Here is a 23,738-nt window from a genome sequence, read left to right on the forward strand (position 1 = left end):
TCGCCAAAAGCGAACGCGGTCTATAGCCACGGGTTGCGGTCGAGGTGAAGGGAGGCGGTATCAGGCAGTTCTTCCGGAATTCCCGTTCGTTTGTGCTGGGGGCGGGGATCGGATCGGGCATGGCTGCGAGAGCGGCCGAGCGAGCAGGGGCAGATTTCGTGCTTGCGCTCAATGCCGGCCGATTTCGCGCGATGGGCGGCTCTTCACCCGCCTCAATCCTTCCAATCCGCAATAGCAATGAATTCGTCGCCGGCTTCGGTCGGACCGAGATCCTGCCCAGCACGAAATTGCCAGTATTCTTCGGCGCTTGTACCTTTGATCCGCAGCTCGATATCGATCGCTGGCTCGACCGGATCAGTAGATGGGGTTTTTCGGGGGTTACTAACTTCCCTTCGGTCATCCACATTGATGACTACAGGAGGTCGTTGCTTGAGAAATCCGGCCTAGGTTACGCTCGCGAAATTGAGCTGCTGGTGAAGGCGGCAAAACGTGGCCTGATGACGATCGCCTATACGCGAACTCAATCCGAAGCAAGGCGCATGGTAGAGGCTGGTATCCAGGCCATCTGCATCAACTTCAATCTCAATCGTGGGGTTGAAAGCGCATCTGACCCATCGATCAGCTTGTCGGAGCTTGCCGCGCGCACGAGCGCAGTCGCGCGTGTGGCTCAATCCGTCGACCGAAACGTGATCTGCCTCCTCGGCGGCGGCCCGATAACGAAGCCTGACGAACTCTTGGATATCTGCGGCGAAACAGGTGTCAAGGGCTTCATCGGTGGCTCCTCCCTCGATCGCGTCCCGCTGGAGATGTCTGTCCTTGAGGTCACCTCCGGCTTCAAGACTCTTCACTTATTGCGGGAGAAGGTCGATCTTCTTGAGCGCCAACTCCAGTTGAGCGGCTTCAGGCACGGCGTCATCGCACAGTCCTCAATCATGAAACGCGTTCTAGAGAATACAAAGCGCCTGGCGTCCCATCCCAATCCTGTGCTCGTTTGGGGCGAGGCCGGCTCGGGCAAGCGGAGGATAGCGAGCCTCGTCCATGCCTTCAGCGACCGCAAGCACGCGAGGGCAACGCTGTTTCAATGCCGACCCGGTTCGCCCATCGATACGGTCGGCGCGCTTTTTGGGGCCGAGCGCGATCAGAGCAGGAGACGCCAACTGTCGCTGCTGGAAAGTGCAAGCGATACGACCGTGTTGCTGCTGCATCTCGATCAGCTTTCGCGTGACGGGCAGGAACGGCTTGCCGATTACCTCGAGACTGGTAGTTTCTCGCCCTTGAACGGCGCATCGATTGTGCGCTCCAGTGCTCGAATTATCGCAACTGCGACGGTCGCCCGCGGGGCGGGCCTTCAAACGGTGCTATGTCCCCGGCTGCTCGGGTTGTTTTCGGGGCTCGACATCAAGCTACCTGCCTTGCCAGACCGACTGGAGGACCTCCCTCAGCTGGTTCAACATTTCACAGTCGAGGCGAAGGGGGATTCGAATGCCCAAACGCTGGCAATCGAAAATTCTGCATTTTTGGCGCTCGCTGGCCATAATTGGCCCGGCAATTTAAGGGAATTGCGTCAGATCGTGAACCAACTCGTGACGCTCGCAGATGCGCATATCAGCGCGGGCGTCCTCAGGCCGCTGTTGAACGCGTCGGCACCAGCTAAGCCGAAAAATGCATTCTCCGAGCGGGAATGGATCATAGAAGGCTTGAAACGAAACAGACTTCATCGCGGAAAAACAGCTAGTTCTCTAGGGCTTTCAAGAAAAACTCTATACAACAAAATCAAAAAGCTGCGGATCCTAGAGTAACAGTCCCAGTGTTCACGTTGCTGAAGCGAGCCGCTCGAAGCGGCCGCATCCAAAAGCGTCAACATTGGTTTGACGATCCGTGCTGGCCACGGCTTACCAGCTCCATTTGCTCAGTGAATTTGGCGTGAAACGCGCCGTCAGTCGCCAATTGCTCGCTACGGAGCTTTCGTCCACAGCATGCCATCGCACCACACGTGTTCCACGCGCCCCCATTCACAGGCCGCTGCGACATGCGGGAAGAACCCACGTCCGTGTTGGTTGGCGCTCGTATTGCAAAGCAGCGGAATGCCTGTGAGCGATTCGTATTCGACGAGAAGCTCGGCAATTTTGTGCTGAGAGGTCCTGCTAATCGTCTGCAATCTTGCAGATCCGTCGAGATGTATAACCGCGGGAATTTTGTCCCGCCATTCTGCTCGCGTCTGGTGATCGAAAAGCATGTAAGGGTCCGGCGTCCCGGGAGTGAAAATCTCCGGCGCACGATCTTCCAGGCATATCGGCGCCACTGGCCGGAAGCGTTCTCGATGTTTGATGTCGTTGAGATAATCCTTCATTCGCGGCGATGTGGCGGCTGCCAAAATACTTCTGCTGCCCAATGCCCGAGGTCCAAGTTCGGCGCGGCCGGAAAGAAAAACAACGGGCTTGTTGCTGGCGAGAATAGTCGCGAGTTCATGCATGCCACAGGGCACCGCGTCCCATTCGGGCGGCACATCGCTACCATGCAGTACCGGACCACTGTAGACCGACCACTCCAGCGGCCCGAATCCTTTGTCCGCCATTGCAGAGCAAGCGGTTCCGATTGCAGAGCCACTGTCGTTTGGAAAGGGGGGCACCCAGACAGCGTCGAACAGGCCTGCCGCACGTAGCGCACTGTTCCACTTGATATTGAGCCCGCAGCCGCCGGCTATGCACAAATTGCGTGTCGCAAAACACGAGTGCCGCTGCAAAGCAATTGCCATTTCGCGCACAAGCAGACGCTCGAGGAAGCAATGAAACGATGCGAGCACATCTTCGGGTGCCTTGGCCTCCAACCGGCGCTCGCTAGCATCGAAGAAACCATGCACAGCCGCAAGCTTAGATTCCATACTTTTGATGTCGGTACGATAAGTGGCAAGCTTCGTGTCAGCCGCAAAGCGCTGTTGATAGAGCTCCTGAAAGACCGCGACGATGGCTTCTTCAACAGACCCGAGGGCGATATAAGCCATCAGCTTGCCTGCAAGACCCAAGTTGAGCTTGCCGGCACCGCCAGGGTCCATCTTGCCGGGGTCGCCTAGGTCCCAGTTGGCGCGGTTCGCCTGCTTATACGGCCCAAAGTGAAGGCCCGCGGCGGCATAGACGTGCCCAATCACTGGGAACAGGCACTCGATGAACCGTGCCCCCTGTCGTCCTACATGATAGAGACGTGGAAAGGTGCCGCCATCCCACAAGAGGCAGAAAGCTCCCTGTCCAGCTTTGGCAAAGGGGCTGGTGCAGTACGCGGCGGCGAGGTGGCTCGTGACGTGCGGATAGCTTCTATAAGGGAAATCCCTGCCGCGGAGCCTGAGGCCAAAACCGTCCTGCGAGGTCAGAAGTCCCTCTGCATGGCGTTCAATATACGATGCCCCTTTGAGAGTAATAGGAACGCTACCACTGAGGACCCGGAACTTGGAGGCCACCGTCCCAACCCAGCCGTCGATGACGAACTGATCAACCTCCCGCGGGTCGAGACCGTGTTCCGCCAAAGCCCGCACGATTGCATCGAGATTCTCGATCGTTTGATACCGCGGATTGTTGCTCCGCTTCTCCTGCTCGATACAAAAGATAAGCCGGCCGTCCTCAATAAGGGCTATCGCTCCGTCATGCGTCAGCTTGATACCGCAGATGCGCATAATGCCTCCGTGTTTAATGCGGGAGTTTCGATTATTCGAAGATCAAATCGGACCGCGAGGGCATGCGGGCAAGCAGTCGCCGCGGATCGAATCATTCACACGCCGCTCACGCTCGATCTCGATCAGCATGTCATCCAGCACGTGACGGTGTCGGTATCGGCGGCGTGCTCCAACCGGAGATCCGATCATTAGATGCCCCGCGTAGCGCAGTGCATGATTTGCGCCAATGCGAAGGAAAGCCGTCGCGGTTTCCGGGCCGAGCCTCGCATTCACGACCGAGCAGTGCATCGGGATCGAGAAAGAATCTCAATGCTTCAATCCAATCTCGACCGTCGTGAAGGAGGGAGTCTTGCAGAGGAAAGTGTAAGCTGTAGCAGGAGCGCGGCCCACTTCATTCTTCTTGTCAGCTCCAATTTGACTTGCTTCGCCAGGTCGGTTGCGTCTTTGCAACATTGTCTGTTCTCGCATGGCTCGTCATAGGACGGGACGACTTCTTAGTTTCAAAGAGCGTGCCAATCGCCAGTGCTGCTTTTCTGCGCCTATTCTCATCGGGCGGCTGTCGCGAACAGAACGGAATGACCTGATCCCGACAGTGCGTTGCAGATGCTCCCTCTCGATTGCTTTCGATGAGGCTTGCGCAACGCCAAAGCCGCTTTCCGGCAGAATGAGATGGCTGCGCGATCTCTCTGCGCCATCTGCATTAGATCATTGCGCCAGCGGTGGAGACGCGCGGACTAGACGTCGGCTGTTTGGCTGCCTCTGCGGCCATCCGCACTTCTTCGACCGGGCGCGACATTCAGGGCACCAGCTTTTGCGTGGATTGGTTGACAGACGCTGGAGAGCAGGCAATTACCGTAAGAAACCACGGCCGCTCGGGGATGCATTGAGGTGTTGCGGGCAGCGCGGCGCGTAGGTTCAACGGGCGCGAATACCTTGCGATTGGGCCCCGTCGTTGCGCTGACGACCCTGCTTCGACACTCAGTCGAGTTAGACGAAGTGGGCCTTTCTGCGCCTGGAGCCCACAAAGCGCCCGAGGGATGTATTGCCCTTCGGCATTTCGATAGTTTCGGCCGAGACAATCGCACCCAGAATAAACCAGCTGTTTGGCTGCAGTCGCGTATTCAAGCTGCCGATCCATTGTTGGTGGACAACGTACGCGATACCGTCAGCCTTTACTTACTCCCGCCAAACCGGCTCCTTGTCCTCAGCATGGACAAAGAAAAGTGAGACTTAGCCGCTTTATCGCAAGCAGCCGGTCTTGCCGATAATAGCGGCGTAGCGGAAGGTGCATTCCCAGCTCCATCAACTTATCAGCCAGTCTCGAGATTTGTAGTGAACAACGAAGCCTTGTTGCCGGACATCCGTGAGTTCCTAGGGCTCTGGGAACGAACTTTCAACACGCACGCACCGGATCGTCTGGTTGCGCTATACACAGATGACGCGATGCTTCACGGTACATCGAGCGCTAAGCTCTATATCGGCGCCAAGGAGATAGGCACTTACTTTCACGGCAGCGCTACCGTGAAAATGGACGTATGGCATTCCGTGGTGTTGGCGCACAACGTTTCCTTGGTGGTGGGAAGTTATGTCTTTTCACAGCTGTGGAAAGGTCACCAGGTAACCACGCCGGCTCGATTCACTTTCGTACTACGCCGCCAGGACGGCGAGTGGAAAATCGTTCATCACCACTCATCCGCTACTCCAGCCTGAAGGCTGAACCAAGCTAATACGCGCGGATAAGCAAGCTCGTCAGCTCTTCATCCCATATGCGGGCCGACAGCGGGCTACTTGCCGCCTATGGCTCTTCTTTTTGATTGGTGCGTGCACGCCGGCAAGGGGGCACTAGCTGCTTCCGCCGAGCGGTCGCCACATGCAATTATTAGTTTTCAGCATGCGGCGTGCCCGAAAAGAAGCGCTGCAGATGGCGTGAGTGCGAAAATTTCTGCTCTCGGCGGCCTCTTACTTGGCGGAATTACCCAAATTTACCCACTGTGAACGATCCGCTTCAGGTTCGACCAACCTGCAGTCGAGTAGCCTTGCCGAATTGAACCCATCGCAGAGTGGGTCTGCCGTCGGATAGTACAGGAGCGCCCAGTGTCAGTTGTCCCGCCCACACCCGCCCAGTTGCGTGATGTCGCCTCACAATGCGGCCTTTCACTTACCGACCAGGACATCGTCTCCTTCCGCGGCCTGATCAACCGATCCCTCGAAGCTTACAGATACATCGAAGCCGTTCCGGACGAGTTGCCTCCGGTGAAATATGCACGCATCCCGGGCTATCAACCCAAAGCCGAGGAAAATCTGCACAACGCGTGGTACCGCAAGGCGAGAATCGAAGGAGCGCCGAGCGGAAAACTCAAGGGCAAGACCGTCGCTCTAAAAGATAACGTCATGTTGGCCGGGGTTCCAATGATGAACGGTTCGGCGACGCTCGAAGGGTTCGTACCAGATATCGACGCAACCATTGTCACCCGCATGCTTGATGCGGGTGCCGAAATTGCAGGTAAAGTGCATTGCGAATGCTTTTGCACATCCGGTGGTAGCCATACCGGTGCGCTCGGACCGGTGCACAATCCTCATAGAATGGGCTACTCTGCCGGCGGCTCGTCTTCGGGCTCGGCTGTTGTTGTGGCGCTTGGCGAAGTCGATATGGCGATCGGCGGCGACCAGGGCGGCTCAATACGCATGCCGTCCTCGTTTTGCGGTATCTACGGGATGAAGCCTACTTGGGGTCTTGTCCCCTATACCGGCATCATGCCTAACGAGCTGACGCTCGACCACACGGGCCCGATGACCGCAACGGTCGCAGACAATGCGTTGCTCTTGGAGGTAATCGCCGGAGACGATGGTTACGATCCGCGCATCAAAGCACCGAAAGTCGAAGAGTACACGAAAGCGCTTGGTCAAAGCGTCAGCGGATTGAAGATCGGCGTTCTGAAGGAGGGCTTCGAACAGCCCGGGGCGGAAGCTGGCGTCAATGGAGCGGTTCGTGAAGCGGCCAAACGGTTCAAGGATCTTGGGGCCTCCGTTGAAACGGTCTCGGTACCGATGCACCTCCAAGGAGCCGCAATCTGGACGCCGATCGGTACCGAGGGCGCCACACAAACCATGATGTTCGGTGACGGCTTTGGTACCAGCCGATCCGACCTCTTTTCACTGTCGCTCATGGATTTTCATCGAGGGTGGCGCCAGAAGGCGAACTCCCTGTCCGAGCAGGCCAAGTTGTTCTTGTTGCTCGGCACCTACGTAAACAACACGTACGGGCCGCGATTCTACGGCAAGGCCGTCAACGTGTCTCGCCGCTTAAGTGCAGCTTACGACAGGGCCCTTAAGGACTACGATCTGCTTCTTCTACCGACGACGCCGATGAAGGCGACGCAACTCCCTCCACATGACGTCAGCCGAGAGGATTATATCACTCGTGCGACCGAGATGTTCACCAACACGGCTCCGTTCAACATCACGCACCATCCGGCTATGTCGCTGCCATGCGGAATCGTGGATGGCCTGCCGGTGGGCCTGATGCTCGTCGGTCGCCACTTCGAGGAAGCAACCATCTATAGGGCGGCGCATGCGTTCGAGCGGATCGGAGACTGGAAGAAGATGTGACTAGAGCATGATGCCCGCAGCAACGGACCACCGCGGCGTCCGCGTTGGGTTATGAAACTCTTCGCAAGCCGGGATAACTGTTCTGACACACAGGCAAACACGTCGTTTGTTCCGAATTATTCCATTGTGAAGACGTGCGCGCCTGCCGACCAACGTGAACGAAAGACAAATCATCTACAACAAACAAGTGCGAGGAGGGTCAATCAATGCGAAGACTGTCGACTTACCTTTTTGCTACCGCCGCATTCCTGGGCATTGCGGGTGGTGCGAGCGCTGAGGATGTCCTGTCTGAAGTTTCCACATTAGAAAACGAATATTTCAACAACTGGTCGCAAGGTGCCGAACAAGCCGCAAAATCCCTCGGTCTAAATTATCGCATCCTTTCGGGCAAAGGCGATGCCGCAAAGCAGATCGAAATCTATGAGGCCCAGTTCGGTGCGGGTGTCAGGATCACGTTCGGCGAGAACCTCGTTGCGGCGAACATAAAGCCCATCGTTGAGATGGCGAAGAAGGTCGGTGCGGTGCATGTTGCTGTTTGGGAGTCGTTGCCCGGCTTCCATCCTTTGGATGCGGGGGCCGACAACTATGCTTTTGCAACCTTCTTCTCGCCGGATGATGTCGAAAATAGCTATAGAATTGCCAAACTGCTTTTTGACAAGATCGGCGGAAAAGGCAACGTCGCGCACATTACCGGTTTTCCTGGGGTAGATGCAGATATTTCCAGAACCGCGGGTTTCGATAAAGCGCTGGCCGAATATCCCAACGTCAAGCTCGTCGCGCGCCAACCAGGAAAATGGAATCAGGTTGACTCTCGCAAGGTCATGGAAGACTTGTTGGTGGCTCACTCCAAGATTGATGCTGTCTTCGGGCAAAATGACTCGATTGCACTGGGCGCGATGCAAGCCGTCGAAGATGCTGGTATGCGCATTCCGATCGTCGGCCTCGATGGCAATCGAGAAACCCTCAAGCTAGTGAAGGAAGGCCGCATTCTTGCGACAATGGGCTTTACGCCACAGTGGCAAGCCGGTTTTGCCCTCGTGCGGGCATACGATGTCGCAAAGGGATTTAAGCCCAGCCCGTGTGAACGCATGATGTACACGGGAGCCACGCTGATCACCGCTCAGAATGTGGACAAGTATCAAGCGTTTCTTGCCGGCGAGAAGCTTCCGTTTGATTGGAAGAAAATGTCGCGGGTTCTTCATCCCAGCGACTGGGATGCTCAAAACTATGTGTGGCCGATCGACGTGAAGACGTACTGGGGAGCGCGCACGCCGGCCGGATACAAATTTCCGAAGGCTTATCAAGACGCCGTTGATTCCGGTTGCGTGGATCAGCTCAAGGCCGAGTATAACGGCCACTATAAGCAGCGAATTCCCGAGTGATCGCTCCGGATGCCCCTCTCCGTGGAGAGGAGCATCGTGTTTACCTCACGCTGACGGATCGCAAAAATGCTAGAAGCGTCGCTGGTTGGGCGTAGAGATGGTGAGCTATGGCGGCGCGCCATAACAGTCGTCGTCGTTACAATCGCGATTATATCTTTTGGTTTGGCGGCTCCATCGTTCTTTACCATCGCAAATATCAGGGCAATCGAACTATCGAGTTCCGTCCTCTTGATCGCATCCATCGGGGCGACCTTCGTGATCCTGATGGGCTCTATCGACTTATCGATCGGAGCGGTTGCCAGCTTTTGCGGCATGCTGGTCGCTCGGCTCGCACCAGACCTGGGTTTATGGTCGGTTCCCATCGCGTGTTTGGTCGGCTTGGTGTTTGGCGCGATCAATGGGCTGGTTTACGTCTATCTCAGAATTCCCTCAATTCTGGTGACGCTTGGAACAGCAACAACGATTTCAGGAGCGGTGCTTTTCATCTCAGATGGCCGGTCCTTATCGGTATCGCACGCGGCCCTAATCGATATGGCCCAGGGCGCACTGGCCAATCTGGTCCCCAATGCGGTACTGGTTTCGGCGGTGATCTACGGTGTTGCCATTCTCGTAGTTGATCGCACGCGTTTCGGACGGATGACGCTCGCAATCGGAAGCGACGAGCAAGTAGCCGCGCTCATCGGAGTTAAGGTCAATACGATCAAAATCCAGGCGTTTGCATTGTCCGGCCTTCTTGCAGGAGTTGCCGGTGTCTTGCTGGCCGCTCGTCTGGGGTCCGCAACAGTCACAATGGGCAGTTATATGACTCTCGACACGATCACCGCAGTGGTCGTTGGCGGAACAGCGATAACGGGCGGGTTTGGCAACGTGCGCCTGACGATAATCGGGGTTCTTTTCATAACGATCCTTTCAGACGGCATGAACATTCTTGCCGTGCCTCCCTATCTACAAACAATCATTCAAGGGACCGTCATTCTGTTCGCTGTTCTCCTGAACACCAATCGTGCGAGCGCGGAGGATGTGAAATGAGCGGCGTGCCGACGCCCATCTACACGATGCGCAACGGGTCGAAGCGCTTCAATGGCATTTGCGTCGTTGAAGGGATCGATCTCGATGTGTTTTCGAACGAAATAGTTGGAATTGCCGGTGAAAACGGAGCGGGCAAATCAACGACCCTCAAAATGATTGCCGGCATCCATACACCGAACGCGGGAAGTATGAGACGTTTCGGCAAGAGCTTCAAGCCGACAAGCTATACTGAGGCCGTCGAGGCCGGTATTTCGATGGTCTTTCAGGAGCAGGCCCTTATTCCAAGCCTGGCTGTCTACGAGAATATATTTCTGTCTTTAGAAGCCAACTTCGCCAATCGGATAGGGATCGTCGACAGACGAGCGATGATCGCCGTAAGCGAAAGACATCTCAAAGACCTCGGTCTTGACTGCATCGATCCGCGCCGTCGCACAGGCGACTACGCGTTTCACGATCGGCAGATGATCGAGATTGCCAAGGCGTTCGTTTTGGCCGAACATTTCCATATTGATCATCCAATCATCCTACTCGACGAACCGACAGCGGCAATCGGCGAGCGACAGATCAAAATTCTCTTTGAGTCGATTCGACGGTACCGTCGTCGCGCTTCATTTATACTTATTACTCACCGTCTCGCGGAATACGTAGAGCTTTGCGACCGCATCTACGTGTTCAAGGACGGGCGGAACGTTGGCGAGTTCGCAGGAGAACAGATCTCCGAACAAAGCCTTCATCGAGCAATGGTGGGCCGAACGCGAGACGACGAATACTTCATGGAGAAGCGCCAGCTGAAACTCGAGGGGGCACCCATCGCGGTCTCAGTCAAAGGTCTAAGCGGCCACAACGTCCAGAATGTCAGCTTTGAGGTTCGCAAAGGTGAGATCCTTGGAATTGGCGGCCTTGTCGGATGCGGCAAGGAGGCTGTAGCCAAAGCCGTCGTCGGATTTGAACCCTTTCCCCCAAACGGCACCATCGAAGTGGGCGGCGAAGCGTTGCCGCTTCGCGGACGTGGAAAAGCGGCGATGGCGCGCGGCATGGGTTTTGTCCCCAAAGAACGCAAGACCGAAGGCATCGTGCCTTACATGTCGGTTCAAGCAAATATGTCTTTGGCCTCGCTTCCGCTTGTCTCACGCCTATCTGGTTTCATTTCTCGCTCCCGAGAACGGCTTCTCGCTGAAAAGTACATCAATCGCTTGCGCGTTAGATGCAAAGGGCCGGCACAGCTTTGCCAGTTCCTTTCCGGGGGGAATCAGCAGAAGGTGGTGATAGCTAAATGGCTGGCTCGAAAGGTTCAGGTGCTGGTCCTCGACAATCCCACGCGCGGCGTCGATGTCGGCGCTAAACAAGAGATCTACGGCGTCCTGAGGGACTTGGCTGAGGAGGGTGTAGCTATTCTTCTCGTCACAGACGATTTGCCTGAGCTTATTGGAATGTCAAACCGCATCCTCGTGATGCGAGAGGGAGAAGTTCAGTTCTTGTGCAATGCGCCTGCCGATAACAAGCCAACGGAGCAGGAACTTGTCCAACACATGGTATGAGCCGCAGACGACTGGGGCGAGATCGAGATCAGGTGTAGAAGCAAAGGTGCAGATTGCCCAGTTTTACAACCGTCACCGTCCCATCATAAATGCGGTAGGGCCATTGTTGCTGCTGATGGCGATGGTCGCGGTGTTCGCTTTGATCAATCCGCGCTTTCTGAGTTGGATAAATCTTTTCAATCTCATGCGGCAATCCTCGATCCTGCTGATCGTCTCGACGGGCATCACATTTGTAATTCTCATGGGAGCGCTCGACCTTTCGGTTGGAGCCATCGTGACGCTTGTGGCAATTTCGTCTGCGGTTCTGATCCGTGACTTTAATATAGGTGCAGCTGGAATAGCCGTCGCTGCCGCATGCATTGGAGCTCTGTGCGGCCTCGTCAATGCTGCGCTCGTCCTTCGACTACGGCTGCCCTCTTTCGTTGCCACACTAAGCACGATGACGGTTCTTGGCGGCGTGTCCACGTGGATCAGCGGTGGTGGCAATGTGTTCTTTCAAAGCCCCAACCTGACGTGGATTGCTTCCGGTTCTATGATCGGCCGTATTCCGAATTCTGGAGTTTTAGCACTTCTCATTTTTGTGGTCGCGTCCGTTGTCGGTGCGAGAAGCCACTTCGGAAGAGCCCTTTTTGCGATCGGCGGTGGTGGCCTGACTGCTCGACTTTCGGGGATCGACGTCCTTCGCACCAAAGCCGTCGCTTTTGTTGTCTGCGGAACGCTTTGCGGAGTTGCGGGTCTGCTCCTTGTTGCGCGGACATCAACGGGAACGTCGCGCATGGGAGACGATCTGCTGCTCCAGGCGATCGCCGCGGTCGTGATGGGCGGTACTGCGCTATCTGGAGGCTCGGGGGGAGTGCATCGAACGCTGACCGGTGTTCTGGTGATCGCCGTCCTGCAAAATGGCCTCAATATCGCAGGCGTGCATACATACCTGCAAATCATGGTGACGGGGCTCATCGTAGTTCTATCCGTTACAATAACTCTCGATCGATCCAGGCTAGCCTCCATTAAGTAGCGGCGCGTTGTAGTCGCGATACGGACCGGCAATTGCCTCCGTCTGGCTCGCGCCATCGAAACGGACATTATGCCGAAAAAAGGATCGGCGGCCGGATCACTCGAGCGCTTGACGGAATGGTGCGGTCGGTCGACATCGGCAGTCAGGCTGCTGATGCCGTTAGAAGCAAATGGCGACGCGAGAGCTCCGTTTCTGGATGTATCAGTCGATATGCCAATCCAACTTGTTACTGGCCCGTCATCAGAAAAGTCCGGTCGGTGAGAGGCAGCCCGCGTACACGTGCACTGCCGCGAGGCGGGTCCGGGCCTGGCTTCGGAAGCGAGCTATGCGGTTGCGCAAAGTGATGACGAGTGTCGGTCGCTCTGACAGCCGCGCGCGCCGATAGTGCCGGCGAGTATCTGTTAAGTGAACCGTGCCCGCGACATTCCGCAAACATCGGGTTTCTAGAGCCGTAGGTAGGTAACTGTCGCGTCAGACTTGGAAGACTGTTGCGCCTGATGCGGTCGGTTTACCCAATGCTACCCAGATGCTGAACTCGTACGCCGTGACCAATCCGACATCATCTGAATAATTGCGACCGGCGGCCAGAATTCCGTTCTGATCTCTTGGGTCCGCTGGCAGACCGGCTCGTCTGCTTTCTCCCGAGACTTGAGCCGCTGCCGGAGAAAGCCCGGCAGCGGTTTTTTTAACCTTCATCATTGCAGTCGACAGAGTGAGCTGATTGCAGCCAAGCAGATCGACGGGACAGCGTAACGATGGTCGTGCCTGAAACACCTGGCCGTTGCGCAATCGCATTTCAACGAAAAGAAGTGACGGCTGCGAACGAGATCATTTGGACAGGGCGGCACCGGAAACGATGTGACAAATGCGCCAGCGTGAGAATGGTTTATCAAGGTCAGACGAACCAGGCTTTTTCACGAAAAGGCGGCCAGTGTTGTGGTGGGTTTTTCAAGAAAAACCTCTCATCAGGAAGCTGCAGATCTTGGAGAGCAGTCCCGCTCATCACTTTGCTCCAGTTGGCCGCGTCGAAGCCGTGCCATCCAAGAGCGCGAACATTGGTAGTGACGATCCATGTTGGCCAAGGCTTACCAGCTCCATCTGTTCGCTCATCGTCCGGGTAAGAGCCTCTGCTGGTAGATGGATGAGTCCGTCCAGATGGGAGCCAAGTCGCGTCTCCGCCGCGGTAATTTCGGAATCGCTCGCGATGGCAAACAACGCCTTGAAACCAAGGCTTGTGAACCATTCCATCCGCCGAAGTTCGAGCTCCTGTCCGGCATCAATAGGCACGCCCGCCGCCGACCGCTCGATCATAGATGCCGGCGGGAAATTGGCGACACCGGTGATGCCGGCATCCTTCAACGATTCGGCAATATCCTCCCAGCATGCGAAGGGATCGATCATGAGGATCGCTGCATAGACATGAGGAGCGGACGTTGCCTTGTCGAGGGTACGCAAGTCTCGCATAAGGCAGTCGTTCCAGTCGAGGATTGGCAGGGTCGCCATGACTAGCAGGGAGCCTTCCGGAAGGCTGCGCAAAGAGGGCGCGTAGACTTGCAATTGTGCGCCTTTAGCTATGTCCGACATGCGGGTGGCAAGTTTGCCGGGAACTCTCGCTCTCACCGCTTCTACCCAATCTTACCCATTTGGAGGCCACGCCGATCTTATACCCGGGTATAGCCGGGTCTAGACCACCAGTTGTTAGGAATGGTTCTGGGAGGAAGATCGTGTCTCATCATTGTACGGACGGCCAGAGGTCGGCCCGGGATGGTAGCCTGTCCGAACTGGCGACTGGATCCGCGACTACGGACGCGGTCGCGATCGTGGCCACGCTGGATACCAAGGGCCGCGAGGCATCTTATCTCGCCGACATTATCGAGGCGTGTGGCCGCACGACCATCCTGATCGACGTCGGCACGAAGAGGGATGACGGCGACAAACAAGCCGATGCGAAGGCTCCGACCGAACTCTTGAAGCGGATTGCTGAAAGGACACGCGTTAGGGTTGGTGACCTCCTGGGCTCAGGAACGATCAGCGCGATTGTCGGGGTTGCGGGGGGCAGGGGGAGCGCGGTTTTCGGCGAGGTTGTGTCTGAGCTGCCTTATGGCTTTCCGAAACTTCTGGTGAGCAGCGCAAGGCCTGCGTTACTCGCCGAATTGGCCACTCACAGCGACATCATCCTCTATCCGACGCTGGTCGATCTCTTCGGCATCAACGCCTTTACCACAAGGGTGCTCGAGAATGCGGGGCGGGCCATTGCGGCCACGCGCTATGCTCCCGTCAAGCTTGGACGAGACAAGAAGATCGTTGCGATCACTGCGTTCGGCGTGACAACGCCAGCGGCCAACCAGTGCGCAGCGCGCCTTGCCGATGCCGGCGTAGACGCCATCGTCTTTCCAGCGAACGGGGCGGGCGGCCGTAAGATGGAGCAGCTGATCGCTGCTGGCGAATTCGACGCCGTCATTGATTTGACCACAACGGAGCTCGCAGACGAAATCGTTGGAGGCACCGCAAGCGCCGGTCCGGATCGGCTCAAGGCAGCGTCGCGGCAAAACATTCCGCAAGTGATCGCGCCCGGCGCGGTCGATATGGTCAATTTTGGCCTGCCATCGAGCGTTCCTGATCAGTTTCGCGCTCGCCAGTTCTACGCCCACACGCCTTACACGACGCTCATGCGCACAACTGCATCTGAGAACGCGAGCATTGGCCGGTTCACGGCAGAACGCCTATCGCAAGCAAAAGGACCCGCAATTGTCCTTTGGCCGGCGAAAGGCGTGTCCGATTACGACCGCCCAGGCGGCATCTTCTACGATCCCGTCGCTGACAAGGCTTGGCTGGATGCGGTCAAGGAACATCTCCCCGCGCACGTCTGGGTCCGCGACCTGAACTGTCACATTAACGATGGCGAGTTCGCCGAGGTTGCCGCGGCATGGATCCTGGAACAACTCACGCAAGGAGGTTCATCCCATGCGGATGTTTGAGCGAACCGAAATTCTTTCCAGGATCGAAGGACAGGTGGCGGAGCGAAAAGCAATTCTCGCGGCAGGTAGTAGCTGCGGCCTGGTCGCCAAATGTGCCGTTCTTGGAGGTGCCGACATGCTGGTGGTCTACTCGACCGGCCTGTCGCGCCTGATGGGGCTGCCCACGAGCCGGATTGGCGATTCCAACGCACGCACGCTCGAGCTTGCGGCTGAAATTCGTAATGTGGTGTCTAGCGTGCCCGTGGTTGGCGGCATCGAGGCTTGGGATCCTCTCCGGCTCGACCTCGATGCTCTTTTGGACAAGTTCTGGGCTGCTGGGTTCTCCGGCGTCATCAACTACCCAACGATCTCCACAATGGGTGACAACTGGCGTGACCGCCGCGGCCGCATCGGCATGGGCTTTGAACGTGAGGTCGAACTGATCGCTCTCGCGCGCAAGAAGAATATCTTTTCGCTCGCCTATGTCGCAAGCGCTCAAGACGCCAAAGCCATGGCAAGTGCGGGGGCCGACTGCATCGTCCCACATGTCGGCGCAACGCGCGGCGGCCTGGTTGGTCACGAGGACGGCCAATCCATAAAGGAGGCGATCGGGCGCATCAATGAGATCAACGCGGCGGCGCGAAGCGTCCGGTCGGACGTTCTATCGCTTTGTCATGGCGGGGCAATTGCGGAGCCTGAAGATACGATCGAGGTCTATCGAACGACCGAGTGTGTCGGCTTTGTTGGCGCATCCTCAATCGAAAGAATTCCAATTGAGCGGGCAGTGAAAACAGCGGCGGCGGAATTCAAAGCTGTCCCGCTTCCGCAAACCCACTGACATTCACTGCAATACGTGCAGCGAGGCCGCATGACCACACCAAATGACCGAGCTAAACCTGACACGATCGCGTTCACCTCAAAAGGAGGAACGAGGCCGGATCAGGACTGGGAAACAGATGTCCTCGTGATCGGCAGCGGCGCGGCTGGATTGTCGGCGGCGCTCTATGCGGCAAAGGCGGGGCTGCGCGTCATTGTGTGCGAGAAATCTCCACGTCTTGGTGGAACGACGGCTCTGTCGAATGGCATGATCTGGGTTCCTTGTTCTGCTCAAGCGCGCGCGGCTAACATCGCTGACACCATCGCCAATGCGAAGACATATCTGCAGCACGAACTTGGCGTTCATTATCGCGCGCAATTCATTGATGCTTATCTTGAAGACGGCCCAGCGGCGCTAACCGCCCTCGAGAACGGCACGAGCGTCAAGTTTACCCTGGCCTCTACGCCTGATTATCACTCGAGCCAACGTGGCGGCGCTGATAGGGGGCGGGCACTGAGCCCGGCCGCTTATGATGGGCGGCTTCTAGGCAAGGATTTCGATTTGATCGGCGACCCCATTCGGGTTGTGCTCGGGGGCATGATGATCTCATCAAGTGAGGTGAGAAGCTTTCTCAACCCGCTCCAATCTGTTGCGTCGCTCAAACACGTCCTAACTCGCCTGAGCCGCTATGCGCGGGATCGGCTCAGCTTCAGGCGTGGTACTGAGCTCAGCGGAGGGAATGCCTTGATCGCGCGGCTGCTGGTGAGCCTGCGTGAGTACGGCGTGGAGATTTGGCCATCTTCTCCAGCGCTCGAACTCATCAAGGAAGGCGGGCGCGTCACGGGTGCCGTCGTCAAGCGGATCAACCTCGATGTCCACGTGCGTGCCTCGCGTGGGGTTGTTCTCGCAACTGGCGGCTTTGCCCGGAACGCGCAGTTGAGGACGCACCTCAGTGGTGCACACCAGCATGATCTTACCTTGGCCCATACCGATGTTAACGGTGACGGCATTGGGCTTGCAACCGCGCTCGGGGCCGCCATCGATAAAGATGTTGCATCTGCCGGCTTCTGGACCCCAGTCTCAATTCTGAAACGCGGTAGAGGGGCGCGGGTCGTCCCATACGGCTGGCTCGACCGCGGCCGTCCTGGGGTCATCGCCGTCGGTCCAAACGGAAGACGTTTTGTCAACGAATCGAACTCGTACCACGATATTTGCCTGGCAATGTTTGAAAACGGATATCCAGCAGATAAGCGATTTTACTTCATCTGCGACCACCATTTCGTGCGATTGAGGGGCATGGGACACCTGCTGCCATGGCCCTGGACGTTGAGCATCGGCAAATATGTCCGGCTTGGCTACATCAAGACAGGTGAAACGATTTCGGAGCTCGCAAAGCAGCTGGGACTAGATTCCGCTGTGCTTCAAAAGACGATCGAGGAACACAACGCGCACGCTGCCCAAGGGCGGGATCCGCTCTTTATGCGTGGGGAATCGGCTTTCAATCGCACCCTCGGCGATCCGGCCGTGGGAAAAAATCCAAATCTAGGACCAATCAAAGACGGGCCATTTGTCGCGTTGCCAATCGTTCCGGCTACGCTTGGCACGGCGACCGGATTGGCGACCGACAGTTACGGAAACGTCCTGGATGCACAAGGCAATACAATCCAGGGGCTTTACGCGTGCGGCAACGACATGACTTCGCCGATGCGCGGAGTGTATCCCGGGGCAGGCATAACAATCGGTCCCGCCATCGTATTCGCATATCGCGCCATCAACGCAATAATGCTTTCCGCAGATCAGGAGCAAAAAGCCGTCGCTTCGGGAGCTTGATCGTCAACCACATTCGTGCGTCGCGGGGGAATATGTGTTCGGGCCCGGGCGCGCTTCGATAGAACCGGACTCGGACGGCCTTCTCATCAGCAGCTCTCGGCGGACGTGGGTCCTGGCGGCCGGGTTCGAGCGTGGTGAGCCCGGCGGACGGGAGATCGCCGCGCCAACTGTGTTCGATGTATCGCAAAGAGCTGGGGTCCCAATGGGCGTTCCAAGGCATATGACAGCGGAAATCGATCGTTCAACAGCTTGGCTGCGCGGTGACGAATCGAAAATGTCAGGACAAGCCGCGCAGGCGTCCGTTTCCCCGGCGCGATCGCCATCAGCTGGCCGCGAGACAGCGATGCAACTCGACAAGATCGATTTTCGTCTTCTTGATCTCGTCCAACGAGACAATCGCCTCTGTAGCGAACAACTTGGAGCAAAGGTCGGCCTATCCGCGTCCGGAGTGCAACGTCGGCTGAAGCGCCTTCGATCCAAGGGTATCATAGAGGCCGACGTTTCCATCATTTCTCCAAAAGCAATTGGGCGGAATGTGACGACAGTGGTCCTCATTTCCTTAGAGCGCGCGCGTGCCGACACTGTTGATCGCCTCAAGCGGCAAATTCGTAAGATGCCTGAAGTGATGAGCGCATTCTACGTTACAGGTCTGGCCGACGTTGTCTTGTTAGTTACCGTGAACGACATGGAAGATTACGAGCGGTTTGCCCGGCGCCTTACCGAAGAAAGTTCAGACATAAAGCGCATTGAAACTATGGTTGTCATGGATCGATTCAAAGCAGGATTCACCTTGCCGATAGCGTCCATCGCATGGTGTTGAGCGCCTGACGAGGGGAGGGCGATTGGGGTGCTCAACTGCCGTCAAACGCAGTCCGCAAGCGTCTGTTTTTGATTTTATCGCTAGATCGATCTCATTCTTTCAGATGGGGGATACGTTGCATCGCTCGCGTCACGCCAAGATCGTGGCAACCGTCGGTCCGGCAAGTGCCGAGCCTGAGAAGATACGTGCTCTCTATCTTTCCGGTGCGGATGTCTTTCGGCTAAACTTTAGTCACGGAAGCCATCAAGACCATGCCAAAGTCTATGCGTGTATCCGTGAACTCGAGCGAGAGTTCGGCCGGCCGATAGGCGTCCTGCAGGATCTACAAGGCCCAAAGCTTCGTATCGGCTCCCTCGAAGACGGCGGGCTGGTTTTGCGTGCTGGTGAAACGGTCCGCTTTGTGATCGATGGAGCCATAGGAGCAAAGCAATCGATACCCTTGCCTCATCCGGAGATTTTTGCAGCCGCGCACCCCGGACAAGAACTTCTCATTGATGATGGCCGGGTGCGCTTGCGGATCACCGAGCCAGGAGACGCAGAAATCGTTGCGCAAGTGGCGGTTGGAGGCCGGATCTCGGACCACAAGGGGCTCAACGTACCGGGGGCGATGCTTGACCTATCTCCGCTCAGCAGGAAAGATCGCGCCGACCTCGCGTTCGGCATTGATCTTGGGGTCGACTGGGTGGCCTTGTCCTTTGTTCAGAAACCGTCCGACCTGATCGAGGCACGCGCCCTGATTGGCGAGGCCGCAGGTTTGATTGCCAAAATCGAGACGCCGATGGCGCTCGATCGCATCGACGACATCATCAGCCTGTCAGACGGCATTATGATCGCGCGCGGTGATCTTGGCGTCGAAATCCCGCCCGAGGAGGTGCCAGGCCGGCAAAAGGAGCTCCTACGCGCCTGCCGGCGTGCCGGAAAATTCGTCATCGTCGCAACGCAAATGTTGGATTCCATGGTGGCTGGGCCGACGCCGACGCGGGCCGAAACCTCAGATGTCGCGACCGCCATCTATGATGGAGCCGATGCTGTGATGCTGTCTGCTGAATCGGCAAGTGGGGCCTACCCGACTGAATCGGTGGCCATGATGGATCGCATCATCAAAAGCACGGAGCGGCATCATCTCTATCGGTCGCTGATCGAGGCGTCTCGAGCTGACGTGGAGAGCACCCCTTCGCATGCCGTCGCGGCCGCAGGAGCAGATCTTGCCGCTACAATTGGCGCCAAGGTCATCATCGGCTTCACGGCGGGCGGGACGACGGCCGCGCGGATCTCGCGCAGCCGGCCGCCGGTGCCGATCCTTGCCCTTACTCCGGATGAAAGAGTGGCGCGGCGCATGAGCCTGTTGTGGGGGGTGCACAGTGCCGTGTCCAGCGATCCTTCTGGCTATGAGGAGATGACGCGGATCGCCTCGGCGACCGCGCAGCGCGAAGGCTATATTCGGCTAGGCGAGTTGGCTGTGGTCGTCTCTGGAGTGCCGTTTGGACTTAGAGGCGCGACAAACAATCTTCGCGTTGTCGTATGTTAAGACTAGTCCTTGAATGGCTCTGGCTGCTCATGATGCAGCTCCTTGATGGGCACGCAGCAGAGCTTTGGTCGGGGCAATAGCTTGATTGCGCGTTTGGGAGGCGCCGCCGAAACGATGAATCGTAAACCGCCCTTAATATGCTCAGCGTTCTGAACCTTCGCGGTGTGGGGCAAGACAACATCAAATGCCCTCGAAATGTATGGCGGGTCCGGGTGCGCCGCGCTGATCCAGCGCGGATTATCGCGGCAGCTACGGCGCGGCGCGCTCATAGATCCTCAGCGCACGCTGCAGAAGAATGGCGGCCGCGTCTTGCCCTCGGCGGATTTGGCGCGGTACTCGATCTCGGTGAGCAGCTTCGGCTCAATCCAGATGGCGTTCTGTACTTGGATGGGCTTGGTAACCTGCACGGGCCTCTTTTCGCAATCGCTCCGTCTTCCTCACAGCAATGCTTGTCGAGAGGATCAATTTGCTTGGAAAGCAAGGAGCTCGCTCATGGCGCTCGCCTCCTATGTTATGCAGGCGGGAGCACTACCGGGCTGTCTGCCACCGACGCCCACGGATTACCCACGGCCGATGATGATGGAACAATGATCCCTCCCGGAAATAGTTGGGAGGAGCTTTGCTCTTCCATGGAGAACTCCGGGCACAATCTAGGCAATTCGCTGCGGGGATTAGGACACTTGATGCCGTCTGACCTGTCCGACCGTCATGTCCAACGCTGCGATGTGCTCAGCGCTCAATGGTCGTTGAGCTAAGCCAACCGCCCATCCTTCCGGGACAACGTCCAGCACTCGGTCAAGGGCCTCCTCGCGTGGGGTCGCGGCAAGCCAAATCTGAACTTCGCCGTCATCGGTTGTCACGCGGACCAAATGAGTTTCGCTAGCCGGCTGCATAACCGTAAAACCGTGTCTGAGCGGGTTGTCTCTAAGCAGAAACCAAGGCCTATTTTTGGTCAGTTAGGAACAGGACCCCGCTGGAGCGGTTTTGACCAAGTCCCGATGCTGTCCCCCACGGCATCCGGAAACCGACGGAAGTTGAGCTCCAGCGACGTGCCGCGCGCTGGGGCTACTTCTTTGAGCTGGGGCTACTTCGTCGTCCGTTAACAAGCGGGGTCGAGGGCGACTGGGGTTGCGAAGGCGGGCCAAAGAGCGATCAGGATGAAGCGCAAGAGCTTCCTGAGCCAGGCGAGGATGCGGCGGAAGTTGTGGCCCATGGCTGAGAGGACGACGTTGGCGGCGTCTCCTGGGCGGCCCTTGAGGTAGCAGCGGCCGAGGTGACCTTCGGCCTTCAGGTGTCCGATGATGGGCTCGATGGCGGAGCGGCGGCGCAGCTCGCGCTTGATGACACCGAAGACGCCGCGCTTCTGGCCGGAGATGAAGACGCGACGGGGATCTTGCGCGTCGTGGCCGCGGTATCCCTTGTCGACATAGGCGCGCTCGATCGCACAGCCGGTGAGTGTCTCGGTGCGGTCGATGGCGTCCCGCAAGGTGTGACCGTCGTAGGGGTTATCGGGCAGCGCCTTGGCGTGCAGCACGAACAGGCCCCCAGGAGCACGGCGGTTGTTGGTGACGATGGAGGCCTTCACCCCGAACTCGTAAGAGCCTGACTGAAAAATGGGTGAGTGATCTCAGTGGGGTGTGATTCCATCGGATTTGCAAAGATTCGAGGGAGAGCACGATGCCCTGGACCAAGATCACTCGGGAGCAATATCGGCGGGACGATCTGCGTTATGCAAGCGATATGACCGATGCGGAGTGGGCGGTGATCAGACGCCTGTTGCCGCGAGCGAACCGGCGCGGCCGGCCGCGTAAGACGGAGCTGCGTCGTGTGATCGAAGCGATCCTCTATATCGTTTCGACCGGCTGCCAGTGGCGGGCGTTGCCGCAGGAGTTCCCGCCCTATTCGACGGTGCAGGGCTATTTTTATAGATGGCGGGATACAGGCCGGTGGCAGAGGATTGTCAGCGTGCTTGTCCGACGGGCGCGAAAAAAGCTTGGACGGACACCGAAGCCGACGGCAGCCGTGATCGACAGTCAAAGTGCGCCAACCACCCAAGCTGGCGGACCGCGCGGCTACGATGCAGGCAAGCGCATCTACGGCCGCAAGCGGCACATTGTGACGGATACCAATGGCCTCCTCCTTGGGGTTCATGTTCATCCCGCCAACGTTCAGGACTGCCATGGCGCCGTACCGCTGCTGAAGAACGTGCGGATGAACTTCCCCCGGCTGCGCCACGTCTTTGCCGACCGGATCTACCGCGGAAATCAACTCCTCGACGCGCTCTCAGACTGCGGTCCATGGACTGTCGAGATCGTCGAGCGGCCTCAAGGCGTCAAAGGCTTCCAGCTTCTGCCGAGGCGGTGGGTGGTTGAACGCACATTCGCATGGTTCGGCAGATGCCGCCGCCTCGCCAAGGACTTCGAGGCGACGGTGGCAACCGAAGCTGCCTGGCTGCTGATTGCACACATCAGGCTCCTGACCCGCAGACTCGCGGCTGCAGCTAAGGTTGGGTGATTTATGAGTCAGACTCTAAGGAGCGCTGGCCTTACCCTTGCCGATGCACTCCACCTGCGGAGCATGGAAGGAATACAGCTTCCAGCCGCGCTGGCGCTGCTGCTGCGAACGGATCTGCGTGGCCCGGCTGAGCGGCAGTGCGAACGCGTTCTCGAGCGCTTCCTGCCCTTCGATCTTGCGGCGGATGTCGCGGATGATCCGGCCCAGTCGGCTACGCAGGATGCGCAACTGCCGCTGATGCCGCTTGAATTGCTTGGCATGGGCGTAGCGGGAAGCCATCATTGCCGCGGTCTTGGCAATGCGAAGATAGGATTGTCGCAGCTTGACCCCGTGCTTCCTCGCCAGGCGGTTGAGCCCCTTGATCGCCGCGTGCAGCAGCTTGGCATCGGTCGGGAAGGTGATGGCCTTCGGCTGCACGGTGGTATCGACCGTGACCCGCTTGAGGTCTTGGCTGCGTAACGCGCCGGTCTCGTGCGCCACCCGCAAACTCTCGGCCAGCAACAGTTCCAGCTTGTCGCCGAGCCGCTTGCGCCAGTGGCTCAGGTCCGAGCGCTCGTGCGGGAACGCGTGCTGAAAGAACTCTTCGCCGGTGAAGTACTGGAAATACGGGTCGTGGACCCAGCGCTCGCACAGCCCCTCATCGGACAGGCCGTAAATGTGCTTGAGCAACAGCAGCCCGATCATGAAGCGGGTCGCGATGCCCGGCCGACCGTTCTCGCTATAGAGCGGCGCGATCTCGCCGTCGATCCAGTCCCAATCGACCTTGCCGGCGAGTTGAACCAGCTCGTGCTTCATATTGATGATTTGGTCCAGCCTGGCCCGGAACAGATCGCCCGATCCCGTCGTCCTGTGCTTCTTCGGTCGCATCGCCACCTCCGATGCGCCGACGGAATCATGACTGGCGATTCGACGGAATCCTGAAAATGAAATTGCAAGGTTCCGATGCCTGAAGCTTCAAAATCCTGCAATCGCAAAACAGTCCGCAACGACAAATGCGATTCTAGCTCAATTGCTTAGCCGATTTTCACGGACGAC

The 23,738-nt window shown here is 57.7% G+C and carries 16 protein-coding genes and 3 pseudogenes; 13 read left to right on the top strand and 6 right to left on the bottom strand.

Annotated elements, in window-relative coordinates:
• The first annotated feature begins 44 nt into the window (after positions 1-44).
• Positions 45-1,799, top strand: a complete 1,755-nt coding sequence (locus tag ACVMB1_RS00165; protein WP_456835757.1) for a phosphoenolpyruvate hydrolase family protein — start codon at positions 45-47, stop codon at positions 1,797-1,799.
• A gap of 155 nt (positions 1,800-1,954) precedes the next feature.
• Here ACVMB1_RS00165 and nodU read toward each other — a convergent pair whose 3' ends face one another.
• The gene (gene nodU, locus ACVMB1_RS00170; protein WP_456847800.1) at positions 1,955-3,664 is read right to left on the bottom strand and encodes a nodulation protein NodU; all 1,710 of its coding nucleotides are present in this window, start codon (positions 3,662-3,664) and stop codon (positions 1,955-1,957) included.
• A 1,332-nt stretch (positions 3,665-4,996) separates the two neighbouring features.
• Between nodU and ACVMB1_RS00175 the strand changes: the two genes are divergently transcribed.
• The 6 genes from ACVMB1_RS00175 to ACVMB1_RS00200 all read left to right on the top strand — a co-directional run bounded on the left by ACVMB1_RS00175 (position 4,997) and on the right by ACVMB1_RS00200 (position 12,237).
• Positions 4,997-5,374 carry a nuclear transport factor 2 family protein gene (locus tag ACVMB1_RS00175; RefSeq protein ID WP_069276333.1) on the top strand — a complete coding sequence of 126 codons (378 nt, stop codon included), beginning with the start codon at positions 4,997-4,999 and terminating at the stop codon, positions 5,372-5,374.
• 384 nt (positions 5,375-5,758) lie between these two features.
• Positions 5,759-7,273: an amidase gene (locus tag ACVMB1_RS00180; protein WP_069276334.1), complete on the top strand. Its 1,515-nt coding sequence runs from the start codon at positions 5,759-5,761 to the stop codon at positions 7,271-7,273.
• Between the two features lie 206 nt (positions 7,274-7,479).
• Positions 7,480-8,655: a sugar ABC transporter substrate-binding protein gene (locus ACVMB1_RS00185; protein WP_069276335.1), complete on the top strand. Its 1,176-nt coding sequence runs from the start codon at positions 7,480-7,482 to the stop codon at positions 8,653-8,655.
• Between the two features lie 66 nt (positions 8,656-8,721).
• Positions 8,722-9,684 carry an ABC transporter permease gene (locus tag ACVMB1_RS00190; protein WP_253587986.1) on the top strand — a complete coding sequence of 321 codons (963 nt, stop codon included), beginning with the start codon at positions 8,722-8,724 and terminating at the stop codon, positions 9,682-9,684.
• Positions 9,681-11,222 (top strand): sugar ABC transporter ATP-binding protein, encoded by a 1,542-nt coding sequence (locus tag ACVMB1_RS00195; protein WP_456847803.1) that lies wholly within the window; start codon positions 9,681-9,683, stop codon positions 11,220-11,222. The genes ACVMB1_RS00190 and ACVMB1_RS00195 overlap by 4 nt, the downstream gene beginning before the upstream one ends.
• Positions 11,203-12,237 (top strand): ABC transporter permease, encoded by a 1,035-nt coding sequence (locus tag ACVMB1_RS00200; RefSeq protein ID WP_456847805.1) that lies wholly within the window; start codon positions 11,203-11,205, stop codon positions 12,235-12,237. The genes ACVMB1_RS00195 and ACVMB1_RS00200 overlap by 20 nt, the downstream gene beginning before the upstream one ends.
• A gap of 471 nt (positions 12,238-12,708) precedes the next feature.
• On the opposite strand, the gene ACVMB1_RS00205 is transcribed toward ACVMB1_RS00200, so the two are convergent.
• Both ACVMB1_RS00205 and ACVMB1_RS00210 read right to left on the bottom strand, forming a co-directional pair.
• On the bottom strand, positions 12,709-13,026 hold the full coding sequence (locus ACVMB1_RS00205; protein ID WP_141713303.1) for a hypothetical protein: 318 nt from the start codon (positions 13,024-13,026) through the stop codon (positions 12,709-12,711).
• 213 nt (positions 13,027-13,239) lie between these two features.
• Positions 13,240-13,740, bottom strand: coding sequence for a hypothetical protein (locus tag ACVMB1_RS00210; RefSeq protein ID WP_456847807.1), 501 nt, complete (start codon positions 13,738-13,740; stop codon positions 13,240-13,242).
• A gap of 221 nt (positions 13,741-13,961) precedes the next feature.
• On the opposite strand from ACVMB1_RS00210, the gene ACVMB1_RS00215 reads away from it, so the two are divergent.
• From ACVMB1_RS00215 to pyk, 5 genes are all read left to right on the top strand, one after another.
• On the top strand, positions 13,962-15,215 hold the full coding sequence (locus ACVMB1_RS00215) for a Tm-1-like ATP-binding domain-containing protein (protein ID WP_456847809.1): 1,254 nt from the start codon (positions 13,962-13,964) through the stop codon (positions 15,213-15,215).
• Positions 15,202-16,032: a phosphoenolpyruvate hydrolase family protein gene (locus tag ACVMB1_RS00220; RefSeq protein WP_069276338.1), complete on the top strand. Its 831-nt coding sequence runs from the start codon at positions 15,202-15,204 to the stop codon at positions 16,030-16,032. Before ACVMB1_RS00215 ends, ACVMB1_RS00220 begins: the two co-directional genes overlap by 14 nt.
• Positions 16,033-16,062: 30 nt before the next feature.
• The gene (locus ACVMB1_RS00225) at positions 16,063-17,841 is read left to right on the top strand and encodes an FAD-dependent oxidoreductase (RefSeq protein ID WP_456847811.1); all 1,779 of its coding nucleotides are present in this window, start codon (positions 16,063-16,065) and stop codon (positions 17,839-17,841) included.
• A gap of 343 nt (positions 17,842-18,184) precedes the next feature.
• Positions 18,185-18,661, top strand: a complete 477-nt coding sequence (locus ACVMB1_RS00230) for an Lrp/AsnC family transcriptional regulator (protein ID WP_069276339.1) — start codon at positions 18,185-18,187, stop codon at positions 18,659-18,661.
• Positions 18,662-18,776: 115 nt separating this feature from the next.
• Complete coding sequence (pyk, locus tag ACVMB1_RS00235) at positions 18,777-20,189, top strand: pyruvate kinase (RefSeq protein WP_456847813.1); 1,413 nt, start codon at positions 18,777-18,779, stop codon at positions 20,187-20,189.
• Positions 20,190-20,464: 275 nt separating this feature from the next.
• On the opposite strand, the pseudogene ACVMB1_RS00240 reads toward pyk, so the two are convergent.
• Positions 20,465-20,560: pseudogene (locus ACVMB1_RS00240) on the bottom strand (DNA ligase); the annotation flags it as partial.
• 728 nt (positions 20,561-21,288) lie between these two features.
• Positions 21,289-21,795: pseudogene (locus ACVMB1_RS00245) on the bottom strand (IS5/IS1182 family transposase); the annotation flags it as partial.
• 71 nt (positions 21,796-21,866) lie between these two features.
• Between ACVMB1_RS00245 and ACVMB1_RS00250 the strand changes: the two are divergent.
• Entirely contained in the window at positions 21,867-22,703 is an 837-nt protein-coding gene (locus ACVMB1_RS00250) for an IS5 family transposase (protein WP_076824982.1), read from the top strand.
• 18 nt (positions 22,704-22,721) lie between these two features.
• Here ACVMB1_RS00250 and ACVMB1_RS00255 read toward each other — a convergent pair.
• A pseudogene (locus ACVMB1_RS00255) lies at positions 22,722-23,570 on the bottom strand (IS5 family transposase); the annotation flags it as partial.
• Positions 23,571-23,738 lie beyond the last annotated feature (168 nt).

It is taken from the genome of Bradyrhizobium sp. USDA 4504 (assembly GCF_054063995.1).